The sequence below is a fragment of the Thalassospira sp. UBA848 genome, assembly GCF_002295455.1.
GTDB lineage: Bacteria > Pseudomonadota > Alphaproteobacteria > Rhodospirillales > Thalassospiraceae > Thalassospira.
In genome coordinates, this window is sequence record NZ_DBGS01000064.1 from 17,700 (window position 1) to 34,002 (window position 16,303).

The window sequence follows — 16,303 nt, forward strand, 5'->3', positions numbered from 1 at the left end:
TGTAACAAAAAGGGGAAAACCGTTGGTAAGGACCGTGAAAATTGACAAGGCTGGGGCAATAGCCGGGACCACCCTATGGGGGGAAGTTTGCGCTAGCTCGTATACGAATGCCTGATCAGATTTGCGACCCAAAAACATCCGCGTTCAACCGGCACAATGGGACAACGAAAACATATTAAATATTATTAATATAAATAAAAAGCCCCCCTTCCCCCCATAGGTACTCCTAAAGAATTCCTTTAGTCATCCTAAGTCTGCTTTGGCTGTTTATGGTTTCTGAGACCCTCAAACAAGGAAGGAAAGAAGAACCAGTATTCAGAGTGTCCTAGAGTCGTCTTTAAGTAAGACCTAGGTAGTCTTGGATGCCATCACAGGAAGGAAAAACACTGCCACAAAACATGTGCCTCTTCCTTCTATGGTGGCACCCAATTGGAAGCCCGCAGAAACACTGTGGTTTCTGGTTCCTTCTTCCGGGTCAGGAAAACGAGGATCAACCCCTTAACTCCCACCCCTAAATTTTCAGGCATGAACTATTGATGCTGTTCCCTGCTGCTCCCGCCGCAAGCACATGAACTCGTTCATTTAGTTCGTCGCCGGAATGTCCTCTAACCCATTCCCAAGTTATATCGTGCCGGGTACTGAGTTCATCCAGTTCACGCCAGAGGTCTGTGTTCTTAACAGCCTTTCCGTTTGATCCACGCCACCCCTTGGCTTTCCAGTCACTTATCCAAGTAGTCATGCCCTTGCTCAGATATTGGCTGTCAGTCACTACCCGAACGCTTGACCTACTCTGGTCAAGTGCTTTGAGCGCAGCAATAGCTGCACTTAACTCCATTCGATTGTTCGTTGTCTCGGTCTCGCTCCCGGTAATGATACGCTCACGATCACCCTCGCAGATAATAGCAGCATACCCTCCCGGACCGGGATTCCCGGTACATGAACCATCGGTATAAATCGTAATCTGGTTGTTAGTTATCATCGTCGTCATTTTTGATTTGTTATTCATCCAGCCGATACAGGCCGACTATTTGGCAGCGCGAAGATCCCCTCACGAATGAGCCGATCAAGAATTGCTGCCTTCTGGTTTTGTGTAAGTTGGATCACCATGATCAGTCCTCCTTCTGCGTCAGTTTGGTAATCAGTTCAGGGTATTCGGCCATGCAGTAGCCAATGATCTGGATAAGTTGGGCGCGTGATTTCTTCCCAAAGGCTTGCTGAAGGAAGTCATCAACCTTTTCCTCAACTTCTGTCTTGGAGGGGTTCTTCTTCCCTGCCTCCTCCATCAGTTCTTCAGGGGTCTTTCCGAAGGATTTGGCGAAGGCTTCGAGTTTTCCCTTGGCAACCTCACGCTCATGCTCAGTGCCACGCACAGCCATTGCATGTAGCTTCTGTGCATATTCAGCGTCTGTCTGTGAGAAGGACTGAAGGTGGGCTTTGGGTTTGCGACTGTTAGCAACTTGGTCGAGGAAAGAGTTGATCCCCGCGTCCATATCAAAGGTGCCCTGCGGGGCACTTTTAGCGATCTGCATATACTTCGCTGCCTGCCGGTAGCTGAAGCTACAGTTCTCCTTGATCCACGGCTTGAACTCCCCGTGCTTCAAAGTCTTTTTCACACGGAGCAATTCCTCACCAGCAGCTTTCGCTTCACGGATCATCCCCTTGCCATGCTCAAGGATGTTCTTGTGGTGGGTGTTGATTGTTTGGGCGCTGAGAGATAGTGGCGCGATTGTGACTGTGGTGTTGGTACCTCGGGTCATCATAAACCTCCATAGTCAAGCAAAGTGTGATTGGGCTATCTATGGAGGCACCTAATCAACATCGCCGTAGATGGCTATAATTTGACCACACAGAGGGTTTAAACTTTAATGCTCTTATGGTAGCGAAAAAAGATCAAGGGACGTCAGTGACGAAAAAATCGGCATTTACGTTGTTTTTTGGTTTCCTGATAAGTGTCGGTTTCGACTACAATCAAAATGGTGATAGTTGCCCGAGACCGTAAATACAGGAAGGCAACAATGATACCTCTCAACATTACTTCACGACAGGTACCGAGCTGATATTTGAATCCACCCATGCAGCTACCCCAGAACCCCAAGAATCTCTTGGTTCGGCTCGGGGTATTCAGACCTGATAACGAGGTATCTTGCAGATTTCCCGATAAAGCCCGGCGGGGTCACCATATTCCCGCTCATCGACCCCCGCACCTGTATGACCTGTGATCATCCGACGCAGTTCCTGAGACATACCGTATTCACGCGCCATCGTAACAAAACGATGCCGCCACCCGTGATTAGGCTTTACATTCGGGTCTGTAATCACCTGCCGTGCAAATTCCCGTAATCTGTTCTTTGCAGAATTCCACGACCCCCTGATCTCACCTTTGGCATTTGGCTTAAGGAACAAATAGCCGTCGTCCTGAGACCGCACAAAGTCAATGAACCCGGTCTCGACAAGGTGGGGGTGTATCGGGACCTCTCGGTATTCGCCATCCTTCACAGTTACTGTCCCATCAGGCGTTATGAAGATCGCGAAATGTTTGCCATGGTCGATCAGATCAGACTTGCGTAACTGAACAATCTCACCCACCCGCGCCCCTGTATAAGCGCAGACCCAAGGCACCCATCGCTTTGCATTGAGAAGCTTTTGCGTCTCATTTGGCTGTGTCCGTGAATAGTTCAGGGAATGACGCAACAAAGCAACGGCCTCAGCTTCGGTAAAGCCTTTGGGCCTACTACGTTTGACCTTGGGCAGAGCAACAGTCACCCCCTTGGCAGGGTTATCTGCGATCAGGTGCTGACTTACACCCCAGTTAAAGACGGACTTCAAACCTGCCAACTCAGAATCCTTGATTGTCCGTGCTGAGATCGGCTTTCCGGTTCGGGGGTTTACATCTGAAAGTCGTTTGTCCTTGTAGCCAACAACATCACGAGGCGTTACCTTGGTTGCGTCATCATGTCCAAGGTAGTCGATAAAGTATCGAACGGCTTTGCTGTAACTCTCGTATGTACTTACGGAGCGACCACCATCTCGGCCAGCTTCTTTCCACCAGCCCTCCAAAAGCTGGGTGATGGTAACTTGGGGCGCGGCCTTTGTCTCAGGAGCCTTACGGTCTTCCCAGTCTGGAAAACGAGATTCGTAACTGTCAGGTGTATAATCACCAAAGCTGTGACGTTGCAGTTTTTCTGCTGCAAGATCCATCGCAACAGCAACCTGCTCCAGTAGCTTTGCGCGGCTATCGTCATCGACAACGAGCCCACGCTTGGATAATGCAACGTCCGCAAATGCACCAAAGCGATCTTCTAGGCTTTTTCTGGTCTTAGAGGGACTAGGGATCATCAGTTGGGCCACGCCAAACTCACCACGCAGGGCAGCTTTGTCATCAGCTTTTACCCTTCCCCATAACGATGGGGAACCCGGATCGTCTTCAAGTGCGCCTACCCAAGCCCGGTATATTTCACCGGCAAGCGCAACAGCCTGTTTCATCGTCAGCTTTTCAGGCCCGTTCCGAATCGACTGCCAAACCCCTTCGAGATAAGCAGCAATCTGTGCCTGTCTGATTTTGGCTTCATGAGGATCACGAGTGCCAAGGGACACCTTAACGACCGATGCAGATTCACCAACCGTGCGGATGACAATTTTGTCGCCTATAGGAATCGAAAGTTTTGTACCGGAAATCTTCGGACGTATGTCAGCCGGGATACGCTGAACAAAGTACAGGATGCTTGAATCTTTACGCCGCATCGGACGGACCAACCGGAAAAGCATTGTTCCCCACCATTGTGTACCAGTTTGGTGAGGAATAACCATTTGTTTTCGGGAGGTTCCCGGTATCTCTAGGATACGCGGGAGAATGGTGCCCAGGAGAAGACTCGAACTTCCACGACCTAATGGCCACTGGCACCTGAAGCCAGCGCGTCTACCAATTCCGCCACCTGGGCATAGGGGCTTGTGGTATTTGTTCGGGCGGTGTCCGCCGGAACGGGGCGGAATATACGCGGTCAGGCTTAAGTGTCAACCAACTTTTTGATGGTTTGGTGAAACTTCCTGCGCCCGATTGCGTACCCCCGCCAATTGTGCGGTTTTTCGTGGTGTTTTGCGGGTTTCGGGCTTACACCGCGTGGTCGAACAAATAGGCCAGAACACCGTTCAAACGGTTCCTGCCTTGATCGGTGGCGCGCAGTCCTGACGAATCACAGATCAGATCACCGGACTCGATCAGGGTTTCCAACCGGTCGCCTGCCAGAACATCACGCGGTCCCTTGCCGATAATGCGCTTAAAGCGTTCCGTCGGGATGGTTTCATTCAGCCTGAGGCCCATCATCACCATTTCAAGCAGGCGTTCATCAGCCTCAAGCGCGGTTTCTTCTTGCGTGCCATGACCATGCTTTTCCACCCGGTCCAGCCAGATATCCGGCGCACGGTGACGCCTAACCGCCATCGGCGTGGTAGTGCCATTCGCCCCGACCACCGCTTCGCGGCCATGTGCGCCGGGGCCAATGCCGAGATAATCGCCATAGCGCCAGTAAACCAGGTTATGGCGGCTTTCCTGCCCCGGTTTGGCGTGGTTGGACACCTCGTAACAGCGATAACCGGCCCGTTCGGTTTCTTCCTGGGTGATTTCGTAAAGTTCGGTCGCAAGGTCTTCGTCCGGCACGACCAGGTCACCGCGCTGATGCAGGGTATAGAACTGTGTGCCCGGCTCGATGGTCAGCTGATAGAGCGAAATATGCCCATTGGCGATGCCAAGCCCTTCGCGCAGTTCCGCCCGCCAGACCTCGGGATCGTGTTCCGGGCGTGCATAGATCAGATCAAACGAAAAGCGATCAAAGACCGAGGTCGCCACATCCAGCGCACGCATGGCTTCCTCGGCACTGTGCAGGCGACCAAGGAATTTCAGGTCACGGTCATTAAGCGCCTGAATGCCAATCGATACCCGGTTGATTCCGTTGGCGGCAAAGGCCGAAAAACGGTCAATCTCGACCGTGCCCGGATTGGCTTCCAGCGTGATTTCCAGATCATCCGTCACCGGCCAGAAAGATTTGATGTCCTCGATCAAGGCCCCGGCGGTTTGCGGGTCCATCAGGGATGGTGTGCCCCCGCCAAAGAAGACAGATCCCACCGTCCGCCCCGGATGGCGGGCCGCACCATGGGCAAGCTCGGCCCGAAGTGCGGTGCGCCAGCGCGCGTGATCAACACTGTTCGCGACATGGCTGTTGAAATCGCAATACGGGCATTTCGACAGGCAGAACGGCCAGTGGATATAGATGCCAAACGGCACGGTTTCACTTGAGGCTGCGGACACGCGGGACTCTTTTCAAACGCGGAAATGTTGGCCAATAAATTAACACGCACCGCCGATGATGACATCCGCGATGCGTGCATGGGTTTAATGCGGGGAAATGCCCCGGATCAGTCTTCGAAGCAGGCCTTGACCAGCTGGGCAAAGGCATCGGCCCGGTGGCTCATTTCATGCTTTTTCGCCGGATCCATTTCGCCAAAGGTTTCCTCGAAACCATTTGGCTGGAAAATCGGGTCATAGCCAAAGCCGTGAGCCCCGCGTTTTGGCCAGACGATTTCGCCTTCAACCCGGCCTTCGAAATTCTCGACATGCCCGTCCGGCCAGGCCAGCGACAAGGCACAAATAAACGACGCACGACGATCCGGATGGTTGCCAATGCCGTTCTGGACCTTTTCCATCGCCATGTCGAAATCCTTGTCCGGCCCGGCCCAGCGCGCGGAATAAATCCCCGGTGCGCCATCAAGGGCCGAAACCGCCAAACCACTGTCATCGGCAAGGGCCGGAAGATTGGCGCCATTGGCCGCAGCGGTTGATTTCAGTTGCGCATTGCCAATGAAGGTTTTTTCGGTTTCTTCGGGTTCGGGAAGATCAAGTTCACCGGCCGAGAACACCTCTATCCCGAACGGGGCAAGCAGTTCGGCGATTTCCTTGATCTTGCCTTTGTTGTGGCTGGCGATGACGAGTTTTTTTTCCGTGAAACGACGGGCCATGGTCTTGCCTGAAATACGATATCCAACAGATGAGAGAAGCGGCAGGCGGGTGCCTGCCATTGAAATTACTCTGCCCTAAAGGCCAAGGGCCTCACGCTGTTTGGCGAACAATTCCTTGCAGCCTTTTTCGGCCAGCGCGAACATCTGGTCATAGGACGCGCGATCAAACGGAACGTCTTCGGCGGTTGCCTGTACCTCGACGATGCCGCCATTGCCCGCCAGCACAAAGTTGGCGTCAGCCCCGGCATTGCTGTCTTCGGCGTAATCAAGGTCAAGTACCGCTTCACCGTTATAAATCCCGCACGAAATGGCAGCAACAGGCTGGGTCAGCGGGATTTCCTTGATCAGGCCAAGGCGACGCACGCCCTGAAACGCCAGATGGGCAGCAACATACGCGCCCGTGATCGATGCGGTACGTGTACCGCCATCGGCCTGAATGACATCACAATCAAGGCGCATCTGCATTTCGCCCATCGCCTTCATGTCGGCAACCGCACGGATCGAACGACCGATCAGACGCTGGATTTCCTGGGTACGGCCAGACTGGCCACCGCGCGCAGCTTCGCGGTTCATGCGGCTATCGGTTGCGCGTGGCAGCATGCCGTATTCCGCAGTGATCCATCCCTTGCCGGAATTGCGCATCCAGCCCGGCACCTTGTCTTCGACCGTGGCGGTACAGATCACATGCGTGTCGCCGAATTTGATCAGGCAGGAGCCTTCGGCATATTTGGAAATGCCGGTTTCAATCGTCACATCGCGAAGCTGATCGGGGGTACGGCCGGAAGGGCGCATAAGATGGAACCTCTTGGTTGTTTTGGCGGTGTTCGCAGATCGGAACACCGCAAATTTGTCCTGTGAAATTTGGCCCAAAGTAAGATGTGACCTGGCAAACGTCCAGCAGTTTCCCCGCATGTTTTTATTCGTTCTGGTGCAATGCAGACAAACCAACACCTTGAGGCAATTTCGCAAGTCCGGCGTTGTATTCGGTCGTGCAATTGACGCAATGCGTTTGCCTGACTAAATTCTGTTCAGTTTCACGACAATAGGGCCCGAAGCAAACCAGATGGCGCATTTTGACGATACATTGCTGGGCGACATGAATGCGCGGTCACGTGAAGTGTTCCGCCAGATTGTCGATGCCTATGTCGAAACCGGCGAACCGATCGGCTCGCGGTCCATTGCGCGGCGCATGTCGGAAAACCTCTCGGCTGCGACCATTCGCAATGTCATGTCCGATCTTGAGGAGATGGGTCTTCTGGTCGCACCGCACATTTCGGCCGGTCGCCTGCCCAGTGAAAAGGGCCTGCGTCTTTTTGTGAATGCATTGATGGAGGTCGGCGACCTTCCCAATGCCGAACGCGACCAGCTGACGAAAAACTGCGAACAGGCGGGTTATTCGCTTGATCAGATGCTGGGCGAAGCAACCACGATGTTGTCGGGCCTGTCGCGCTGTGCCGGACTGGTGGTCGCACCCAAGACCGATGGCATTCGCTTAAAACAGATCGAATTTGTCGCCCTGTCACCCGGCAAGGTTCTGGCCGTTCTGGTCTCGGAAAACGGCAATGTGGAAAACCGAATCCTTGATGTTCCGGCGGATTTGCCCGCCTCGGCATTGACAGAAGCAGCAAATTATCTAAATACCCGGTTGGCTGGAAAGACGCTTGATGATGCGCGCCTTCTGATTACCCAGGAGCGTGATCGCCTCAAACAAGAGCTTGATGATCTTTCCGCCAATCTGATTGATGCGGGCCTGGCAACATGGGCTGGCGGGGTCAAGGGATCGTCCCTGATTGTGAAGGGGCAATCCCAGTTGCTGGAAAATATCGATACGATTGAACAGCTTGAGACCGTCCGCCGTTTGTTCAACGTGCTTGAAGCCCGCGATCAGATGATTGAATTGCTCGATGTGACAACGGATGCCCAGGGCGTTCAGATTTTCATCGGGTCGGAGAACAAACTGTTCGGCGGATCGGGTCTTTCGATGGTGATTTCGCCCTATCAGAATGCTGAAGGCAGCATTGTGGGTGCAATCGGGGTTGTCGGACCGACCCGGATCAATTATGCCCGGATCATTCCGCTGGTCGATTACACCGCCAAGCTGGTCGGTCGACTGATTGGATAAATCGCGGCGCTGCGTGTCAGGCCGCATAACGTGAAAGTAGCAAGGTTAGCCATGTCGGAAACCGCAAAGAACACTCCGGAAGATCTGCACGACGTCAATGCAGAGGAAACCGCTTCTGAAGAGGTCGCAGCAGAGGCGACCGAAGAAGTACTCGAAGATGCCGCCCTCCAGGACCCGGTCGAGGCGCTTGAAGCCGAAGTCGCGGAACTCAAAGACCGTCTGCTGCGTCAGGCCGCCGAGGTGGAAAACACCCGCCGCCGCGCGAAAAAGGACGTCGAGGATGCCGGCAACTACGCCATCACCAAATTTGCCCGCGACCTTCTGGATGTCAGCGACAACCTGCGTCGCGCCCTTGATGCAGCGGGTGACACGTCCGATGCCGATCCGGCAATGAAAACGCTGGTCGATGGTGTCGAGATGACCGAACAGGCCCTGCAAAAGGCGCTTGAAAAGAACGGCATCGAAAAGCTCGAACCGCTTGGCGAAAAGCTTGATCCGAACAAACATCAGGCCGTGTTTGAACTGCCGCATCCGGAATATCCGGACGGCCATGTCGCGCAGGTCATGCAGGCCGGTTACGTGCTCAAGGGGCGCTTGCTGCGTCCGGCCATGGTTGGTGTCACCAAAAACCCGGCCGGTGAAAAACCAAGCCAGGACGATACCCCGGGCGGCAATGTCGATACCTCTGCCTGATCGGCAGAAAAATCCCAGATAAACCGGTTAAAGCGGATCGGTTTCGCATTCACCCCTGCCAGACAGACTTGGCGGGGGTGTTTTGTTTGCATTAGGCTACCGCTACCCGACACCAGAACAGGACCGCACTCCATGCCGCTTAGCCCCAACCTGATCGACATCCTGCGCGATGAAAACGCCCCGATTGTCATCCTTACGGGGGCGGGCATTTCCAAGGAAAGCGGGTTGCATACTTTCCGCGACGCGGACGGTATCTGGGCGAAATACGATATTTCCGAGGTCGCAACCCCCGAGGCCTTCATTGCCAATCCCGATCTGGTGCATCATTTCTATAATGACCGCCGGGCTGGCTTGCATGACCCAGCGGTTCAACCCAATGCCGCCCATCTGGCCCTGGCACGGCTGGAGTCCGAATGGCCAGGTGATGTGTTGCTGGTGACGCAAAACATTGACGATCTGCATGGCCGGGCCGGGTCAAAAAACCTGATCCACATGCATGGTGAACTTCTGAAAATCCGCTGTAATCACTGTGATCTTCTCACCGATTGGCCGGGCGACCTTGCCAAGGAAACGCCATGTCCAGCATGCAGCAAAACCGGTGGATTGCGCCCCCATGTCGTGTGGTTTGGCGAAATGCCCCTTGAGATGGAACGCATTTATGCCGCCCTTGGCGCGTGCGGGCTTTTTATCTCCATCGGGACATCGGGCAATGTCTATCCGGCAGCCGGGTTTGTGCAAGTCGCCCATGAAGAAGCCGGTGCCGAAACGGTCGAGCTCAATCTCGAACCCAGTTCGGGTGCCACCAGTTTTGATCACAGCACCTATGGCCCCGCCACCGAACTTGTCCCGGCCTTCGTTGCCGCCCTGCTCGGTGATTGATAGCTGGTCTAGGGGTTTATCAAGTCACGAAATGATTTCTCGCCGGTATCACTGAATCGCACGATCCGCGACTCCGGTACCCGCCGGGCCCAGCCAAGGTCATAAAACCGGTCCAGCAGGGCCGCCCCAAATGACCCCGCCAGATGCGATTGCCGGGCACTCCAATCCAGACATTCCCGGCACAACGGCCGACGCTTGGCGCGCAAGCCATCCAGATCGATGCCAAACATGGTGGCAAAATCTATCCCGGCCGGGGTCAGGGCAACCCCATTCACATCGCTTGCAATCAGCTTGCGTTTGGCAAGGCCATCAAACAGCGCAACCCCCATATCCCCGGCCAGATGGTCATAACAAACGCGTGCCTTGCGCAGTTCCGGGTCCTTGGGCCCGGTACGCACGCGGTTATGCCCGACCCGGTTGGCAATCCCCATCAGGAGTTCCAATGCCTCGACAATATCGGGGCCCGAAAGCGTGAAATAACGATGCCGCCCCTGTTTGCGCGGCACAACGATCTGCCCGCTCTCAAGCTTTGCCAGATGCGAGCTGGCGGTTTGTGGCGTTACACCGGCTTCTTGCGCAAGCTCGGCCGCGGTCAATGCCCGGCCACTCATGAGGGCTGTCAGCATGTTTGCGCGCGCCGGATCGCCAAGCAATGCGGCCACGCGGGCGATATCGGGTCCTTCTTTCATAGTTCGATGCTAATCGAAGCATTGATGCGCAGCAATCGGGATAATGGGCCGCGTCACCCAACAAGACCCCTCTCCTGAAAGGACGCTGTCATGATCACCTGTTTCATTCGCTATGAAATCGACCCGTACAAAAAAGACGCCTTTATCGAATATGCCCGCAACTGGGGGCAGGCCATTCCGCGCTGCGGGGCCGACCTTGTCGGCTATTTCGCCCCGCATGAAGGTTCGGTCTCGACCGCTTATGGTATCTATCATCTGCCCGATCTGGCATCCTATGAAGCCTATCGTGCGCGGCTAAAGGATGATCCGCTGGGACGGGAAAACTATGAATTTTCCCAGCGCGAAACGTTTATCCTGCGCGAAGAACGCCAGTTTCTGAAAATTGCCTCGACACCACACGCTGGCCCGCATATGGAGTTGATCAAACCATGATTGCCGTCATTTTCGAAGTCACACCGCGCGAAGGGCACTATGACGATTACCTTGCGATTGCCGGCGATCTCAAACCCGTGCTTGAAACCATGGATGGCTTTATCTCGATCGAGCGATTTCAAAGCCTGACCAATCCGGGCAAGGTTTTATCGCTGTCTTTCTGGCGCGATGAGGATGCAATTGCCGCGTGGCGCAATCTGGGCGAGCACCGCACAGCCCAGATCAAGGGACGGCACAAGATTTTTGAAGATTACCGTTTGCGGGTGGCTGGCGTGATCCGGGATTACGGCCTTCATGACCGTGATCAGGCCCCGGATGATTCCCGCGCACAACATGATCGCTGATTTATAACGTCGGTCATCGGGGCTCAGGCTTTTGCCGGTTTCGGGGATGCTTCTTCATCCCCGATTTCGCTACTCTCGGCAAATTCGGCAAATTCTTCTTCCACAGCATCCTCGACCGCTTTGGCACCGCCCTTGTAATCAAGCAGCATCACGGCAAGCACCACGATGCCTGCCCCGATAAAGATGAACGGCACCGGCAGCATGTCAAAGAAGATCAAATCCATCGCCACCGAAAACGGAAGGGCGGTGTATGCCGCAGGCGACACCACACTGGCATCGGCCACACGCACGGCACGCAGCACCATGTAATTGGTCAGCATGGCAAAGAAGCCAGCACCCGATGAATAAAGCCAGTCGGCCAGTGACGCCGGATACCAGGTGATCATGGCAATCGGCACCCAAATCGCAACCGCGATGATCTGTGGCCAGAACAGCATGGAAAAATTGGTCTCTGTACGGGTCAGCACCTTGGCAAACAAAGTCTGGGCTGAAAAACAGAACGCCCCGATCAGGGCCGCGGCGACACCAAGCGGCACACCAAAGCCATCCATGCGCGGCACACACATCACCCACACGCCAACAAGCCCCAGAAGGGTTGCGATGATTTTGCGCGGGGTCAGTTTCTCGCCCAGAATCACCACCGCCAACATCACGGTTAGCAAGGCTTCGATAAACAGATAGGCATTGACCTCGGCGATGCTCATCTGGCGGAGCGCAAAGAACACAAAGAAAAGTGACCCGTACCATAAAACGCCGCGCGCAATATGCGCCATCGGGCGGCGCGTACGGATCTGGCGCGTGCCGATAAACCTGACGATGATCAGGAACACCGTGACCGTGGTCAGGGCGCGCATCGCCAGAATTTGCGATGTCGGTACATCATGGGAAACAAGCTTGGCACAGACATCAACAAAAACGCCCGATGCCATGGCAGCCGTCATCCACAGAACGCCGCGGAAATTTCCGCTCAGGTGCGTTGCGGTCATGGTCAATCCCGGTTTTGAAAAAGAAGTACTGGGGTTTCCGGCCGTCAGGGAGTGACGGGCTTACGTGGTGGCGCAAGGGGACATCAAAGAAACATGGCCGGAAACCCTGTATGGCAATGATATTGCCTGCTTGTTTGGAAAAATACGAATGAAGCTTTTTCAGCCATTGTTGAGATTTTTTTGGCCCAATTTCGCGTAAGGCCTGATAGACAGAATAAAAGCCTTTAATACCGCCTGGATGGAAACCCCGATGCGCAGAAAGCTCCCCCCATTGCGCGCCCTTGTCGCCTTCGAAGCCACCGCACGCCATCAAAGCGTTAAAGGGGCCGCCGAAGAATTGCATGTCACGCAAAGTGCCATCAGCCATCAGCTCCGCCAGCTTGAGGAAAATCTTGGCGTGGTGCTGTTTACCCGCAAGGGTCGGGGATTGAGCCTGACCAAATCGGCAAAGCTTCTTCTGCCGCGCCTGACAGAGGCACTTGACGGGATTGCCGATATTACCGGCGAAGTCGGCCCGGACAAGGGCAAGGCCATCCGCATTGGCGCCCTGGCCACCCCGGCACTGACCGTGCTGCTCTACGAGCTTGATAACCTGCGCGACCGGTTGCCCGCCGATATCCCTGTTCAGTTTCGCAAGATCGAATTTGATGACGGGCTTGATCCGCTTGAGATTGATCTTGCCCTTCAGATCGCGCCAAAGGACCTGCCCGGCCCGGAAGACTGGATTACGGAACTTCTGACACCCGAAGTCTACACCGCCTTTGCCGCCCCGGAATGGCTGGCAAAGCGCGGCTATGATGCCAGCAATGTTGATGTCGGCAACCTTGGCCCGCGCGATATCCTGTTGATTGACAGTGACAGCGAACAATTTTCCCAGATCGAACAATGGTTCAAGGATGCCAACTTTTCGCTGACCGATTGCTGGACCTTCAGCCACCATATCTGGGCACTTGAAGCTGCACGCGCCGGTCAGGGCATTGTTGCCAGCACCGATGTCGTTGCGCGCAACTATGTCGAACGCGGTGAACTGGTCGCGCTCAACTTCCCGGATTTCATTTCACACTGGTGGTATCGCCTACTGATCCGCCCGGCCCGCGAAAAAGACCCGATCGTGATCGAAGCCGCCAACTGGATCCGCGAACTGATCAACCCGAAAACCGCATCGCTTGCGCGCAAAAAGGTGATGTAACGCCATTGTCGTTGTCCTTGGACGCCCGAAAGGTTAGGGTTTGGGCACAACAAAAGCAGCCTTTGCCAAAGAATGGGGTTATGTGGGGAAGATGACATCCTTGGTGTCGGTCGTGGTCACGACGTATAACTGGCCGGAAGCACTTTCCATGGTGCTGAAATCTCTTGCCGATCAAAAAGATCGCAATTTCGAGATCGTCATCGCCGATGATGGATCGGGCGATGAAACCGCAAAGGTCATCAAGGATTTTGCCGCCACAAGCGCGATCCCGGTCAAACATTACTGGCATGAAGACAGTGGCTTTCGCGTGGCCAAGGCGCGCAATGGCGCGATCGGCTTGTGCGCAGGTGATCTGGTTGTCTTTATTGACGGTGACTGCTGCGTGATGCCTGACTTCATCACGCGCCACCGCAAGGCCGCGACCGAGGGCTGTCTGGTCTCAGGCAAACGCGTCTTCCTTAAGGAACGGCTGACCAAAACCCTTTTGGCGCGCAGATGGGCTTTTCACAAATGGCCGCGCCCGCTGCTGTTCCTGATTGCCCTTGCCGGGTTCGCCAATCGACCGTTTCAATTCATTCGCCTGCCCCATAATGGCCCCTGGCTTTGGGAACATGAAAATTGCTGGGAAAAGGCGCAAACCTGCAATCTTGCCGTCTTTAAATCCGACATCGACCGCGTTCAGGGCTTTGACGAAAGCTACGAAGGCCACGGCTTGGAAGACTCTGACTTTGTTCTACGGTTGTTGCGCTCCGGTCTCAAACGCAAGAATGTAGAATACTGTTCACCCGTTCTGCATCTCTTCCACAAGCGTTCCGACCCCAAGCGCCATGTACAGGATTCCAAGAACCCTAGCCATTTCAAAAATCTTCTGGCTGATACAGAACGCTTCCTGCCTCTGACCGCAGTCAAGACACCCTCGGCGACGCAGAAAGCCGAACGCGAAGCGGCCGAATAACCTTTCGACCAAGGATGCATCTAGACCCCCTTGGAAGCAGCCGCGTTTCGCGATAAAAGGTCGGCATCATTTTCCTTCGGGTGCATCTGTGCATCTTCGAAACTTATATCAGCCGCCCTGTTGATCGGGGCATGCGTTCAAAAAGCGAAAGGGATTTTCCCAGATGGATCTCAGCAAGATTGCCGTTGGCAAGGATGTTCCGTGGGACGTAAACGTCGTCATCGAAATTCCGCAGGGCGGACCGGTCAAATACGAAGTAGACAAGGACTCGGGTGCTGTCTTTGTTGACCGTTTCCTGCACACCTCGATGTACTATCCGGTCAATTATGGCTTCATCCCCAACACGCTGGGCGAAGATGGTGACCCGGTTGATGCCATGGTCATGTTCCGCGAGCCGGTCGTTGCCGGTTCCGTCATCCGCGCGCGTCCGATCGGTGTTCTGATCATGGAAGACGAAGCCGGTCAGGACGAAAAACTGATCTGCGTTCCGCACGACAAGATTGATCCGTACTACACCGACATCAAATCCCACGAAGATCTGCCGCAGATCCTGCGTGACCAGATTCAGCACTTCTTCGAGCGTTACAAGGATCTCGAAAAAGGCAAATGGGTCAAAGTCACCGGTTGGGAAGGCGCAGAAGCTGCTGCCAAACTAATCGAAGAAGGTGTGACCCGCCTCGGGAAATAACCCGGCGCAGATCCCGTCTTCGGACCGGTTACCGATTTCACGCACAACGCCCCGTTAAATGTGACGGGGCGTTGTTTTTTTGACTTATCGGTCGCGTAACAATACTTTGGTGCAGGGGGTCTACCCTTACAGGGTGGAAAAGACGGCAAAGTTCACGTTTCAGGATATTATTCGTGACCGGCGATACAGACACCGACAAGACCCGCACCATCAAAATCATCTCTGGCGACATCACCACGCTTGACGTGGATGCCATCGTCAATGCCGCGAACGAGGCCCTTTTGCCGGGCGGCGGCGTTTGCGGTGCCATCCATCGTGCGGCGGGGCCGGAACTGGCACATGCCTGTCGCCCGCTTGCCCCCTGCCCGACTGGCCACGCCCGGATCACACCGGGATTCGGATTAAAGGCAAAACACGTCATCCACACGGTCGGGCCGGTCTGGCACGGCGGCAATCAGGGTGAGGCCGATTTGCTGGCAAGCTGTTATCGCAATTCAATCTTGCTGGCCCTTGAGAACAAACTGGCATCTGTCGCGTTTCCTGCCATATCCACAGGCATATTCGGGTATCCGGAAGACCAGGCCGCCAAAATTGCCGTATCAACGATTCGTGACCTGACTGGCGAAGTGCCCCGAATGCCACAAATTTACCTTTGTTGTTTTTCACCATCGGCGCGTCAGCTCCTTGAGACCGCCTGCAACCAATTCAGATAAGGTCCGCGAACAGAATGCAAAGCGACGCTGTTGCACAGTCTTCATCCCAAACACTTGAACTGTCCGCCTCGGCTGACGGGTTCTTGCGTGTGGGCGATCACAGTTTTCGCTGTGCCCTTGGCGTCAACGGCGTCACTGATGCCGACAGCAAAACCGAAGGCGATGGCAAAACGCCCGCCGGTCGCTGGCAGCTGCGCTATGTCATGTATCGTGCTGATCGCAGGCCCTGCCCGCGTACCAGGCTTCCGGTCACCACCATCTCCTTCTGGGACGGCTGGTGTGATGACCCAAAGCATCCGGACTATAACTGCCCGGTCCGCCTGCCCTTTGACGCCAGCCATGAAAAGCTGTTTCGCGACGATGACCTGTACAACATCATCGTCGTTCTTGGTCATAATGATGACCCGCCCGTCCCCGGAATGGGGTCGGCGATCTTCATGCATATCGCCAAACCCGATTATGCCGGTACCGAAGGCTGTGTTGCCCTGGCCGAAGATGACCTTGAAACACTCCTTGGATTGGCAGCCTATGAGACGTTCATCACCATCACTGCGTAAAATCATGGACTTGCCGTTTCGCTGCACAGCGCCTAGGTTCAATTGCC

Annotated in this window: 18 protein-coding genes and 1 tRNA gene; 10 read left to right on the forward strand and 9 right to left on the reverse strand. The window is 54.8% G+C overall.

Annotation, left to right across the window (positions count from 1 at the left end):
- Positions 1–511: 511 nt before the first annotated feature.
- The 7 genes from rnhA to rph form a co-directional block, all read right to left on the reverse strand.
- Positions 512–1,006: a ribonuclease HI gene (rnhA, locus tag B2R48_RS08655; protein ID WP_232310696.1), complete on the reverse strand. Its 495-nt coding sequence runs from the start codon at positions 1,004–1,006 to the stop codon at positions 512–514.
- 103 nt (positions 1,007–1,109) lie between these two features.
- A complete protein-coding gene (locus tag B2R48_RS08660; RefSeq protein WP_296999397.1) occupies positions 1,110–1,757 on the reverse strand; it encodes a DUF3102 domain-containing protein in 648 nt (215 codons plus the stop codon).
- 364 nt (positions 1,758–2,121) lie between these two features.
- Positions 2,122–3,741 (reverse strand): DUF6538 domain-containing protein, encoded by a 1,620-nt coding sequence (locus tag B2R48_RS08665; RefSeq protein ID WP_296999398.1) that lies wholly within the window; start codon positions 3,739–3,741, stop codon positions 2,122–2,124.
- A 110-nt stretch (positions 3,742–3,851) separates the two neighbouring features.
- Positions 3,852–3,938, reverse strand: a tRNA-Leu gene (locus tag B2R48_RS08670).
- A gap of 170 nt (positions 3,939–4,108) precedes the next feature.
- A complete protein-coding gene (hemW, locus tag B2R48_RS08675; RefSeq protein ID WP_296999399.1) occupies positions 4,109–5,302 on the reverse strand; it encodes a radical SAM family heme chaperone HemW in 1,194 nt (397 codons plus the stop codon).
- A gap of 107 nt (positions 5,303–5,409) precedes the next feature.
- Positions 5,410–6,009: an RdgB/HAM1 family non-canonical purine NTP pyrophosphatase gene (rdgB, locus tag B2R48_RS08680; RefSeq protein ID WP_213474907.1), complete on the reverse strand. Its 600-nt coding sequence runs from the start codon at positions 6,007–6,009 to the stop codon at positions 5,410–5,412.
- 75 nt (positions 6,010–6,084) lie between these two features.
- Positions 6,085–6,801: a ribonuclease PH gene (gene rph / locus B2R48_RS08685; protein WP_296999400.1), complete on the reverse strand. Its 717-nt coding sequence runs from the start codon at positions 6,799–6,801 to the stop codon at positions 6,085–6,087.
- Between the two features lie 271 nt (positions 6,802–7,072).
- On the opposite strand from rph, the gene hrcA reads away from it, so the two are divergent.
- From hrcA to cobB, 3 genes are all read left to right on the forward strand, one after another.
- A complete protein-coding gene (hrcA, locus tag B2R48_RS08690) occupies positions 7,073–8,131 on the forward strand; it encodes a heat-inducible transcriptional repressor HrcA (protein ID WP_062957024.1) in 1,059 nt (352 codons plus the stop codon).
- Positions 8,132–8,182: 51 nt separating this feature from the next.
- The gene (gene grpE / locus B2R48_RS08695) at positions 8,183–8,824 is read left to right on the forward strand and encodes a nucleotide exchange factor GrpE (RefSeq protein ID WP_296999401.1); all 642 of its coding nucleotides are present in this window, start codon (positions 8,183–8,185) and stop codon (positions 8,822–8,824) included.
- 132 nt (positions 8,825–8,956) lie between these two features.
- Positions 8,957–9,703, forward strand: a complete 747-nt coding sequence (gene cobB / locus B2R48_RS08700) for a Sir2 family NAD+-dependent deacetylase (RefSeq protein ID WP_296999402.1) — start codon at positions 8,957–8,959, stop codon at positions 9,701–9,703.
- Between the two features lie 8 nt (positions 9,704–9,711).
- On the opposite strand, the gene B2R48_RS08705 is transcribed toward cobB, so the two are convergent.
- The gene (locus B2R48_RS08705; protein WP_296999403.1) at positions 9,712–10,392 is read right to left on the reverse strand and encodes an ArsR/SmtB family transcription factor; all 681 of its coding nucleotides are present in this window, start codon (positions 10,390–10,392) and stop codon (positions 9,712–9,714) included.
- A gap of 90 nt (positions 10,393–10,482) precedes the next feature.
- On the opposite strand from B2R48_RS08705, the gene B2R48_RS08710 reads away from it, so the two are divergent.
- Positions 10,483–10,824, forward strand: a complete 342-nt coding sequence (locus tag B2R48_RS08710) for an NIPSNAP family protein (protein WP_296999404.1) — start codon at positions 10,483–10,485, stop codon at positions 10,822–10,824.
- Positions 10,821–11,168 (forward strand): antibiotic biosynthesis monooxygenase family protein, encoded by a 348-nt coding sequence (locus B2R48_RS08715; protein WP_062957029.1) that lies wholly within the window; start codon positions 10,821–10,823, stop codon positions 11,166–11,168. Before B2R48_RS08710 ends, B2R48_RS08715 begins: the two co-directional genes overlap by 4 nt.
- 23 nt (positions 11,169–11,191) lie before the next feature.
- Here the strand turns inward: B2R48_RS08715 and B2R48_RS08720 are convergent, their stop codons facing one another.
- Entirely contained in the window at positions 11,192–12,154 is a 963-nt protein-coding gene (locus B2R48_RS08720) for a DMT family transporter (protein WP_296999405.1), read from the reverse strand.
- A 250-nt stretch (positions 12,155–12,404) separates the two neighbouring features.
- Between B2R48_RS08720 and B2R48_RS08725 the strand changes: the two genes are divergently transcribed.
- From B2R48_RS08725 to B2R48_RS08745, 5 genes are all read left to right on the forward strand, one after another.
- Positions 12,405–13,343: a LysR family transcriptional regulator gene (locus tag B2R48_RS08725; RefSeq protein WP_213474889.1), complete on the forward strand. Its 939-nt coding sequence runs from the start codon at positions 12,405–12,407 to the stop codon at positions 13,341–13,343.
- Positions 13,344–13,434: 91 nt separating this feature from the next.
- On the forward strand, positions 13,435–14,298 hold the full coding sequence (locus B2R48_RS08730) for a glycosyltransferase (protein WP_296999406.1): 864 nt from the start codon (positions 13,435–13,437) through the stop codon (positions 14,296–14,298).
- A 163-nt stretch (positions 14,299–14,461) separates the two neighbouring features.
- The gene (gene ppa, locus B2R48_RS08735) at positions 14,462–14,986 is read left to right on the forward strand and encodes an inorganic diphosphatase (RefSeq protein WP_062957033.1); all 525 of its coding nucleotides are present in this window, start codon (positions 14,462–14,464) and stop codon (positions 14,984–14,986) included.
- Between the two features lie 173 nt (positions 14,987–15,159).
- Complete coding sequence (locus B2R48_RS08740) at positions 15,160–15,699, forward strand: O-acetyl-ADP-ribose deacetylase (protein ID WP_296999407.1); 540 nt, start codon at positions 15,160–15,162, stop codon at positions 15,697–15,699.
- 14 nt (positions 15,700–15,713) lie between these two features.
- Positions 15,714–16,256, forward strand: coding sequence for a L,D-transpeptidase family protein (locus B2R48_RS08745; RefSeq protein ID WP_296999408.1), 543 nt, complete (start codon positions 15,714–15,716; stop codon positions 16,254–16,256).
- Positions 16,257–16,303: the final 47 nt, after the last annotated feature.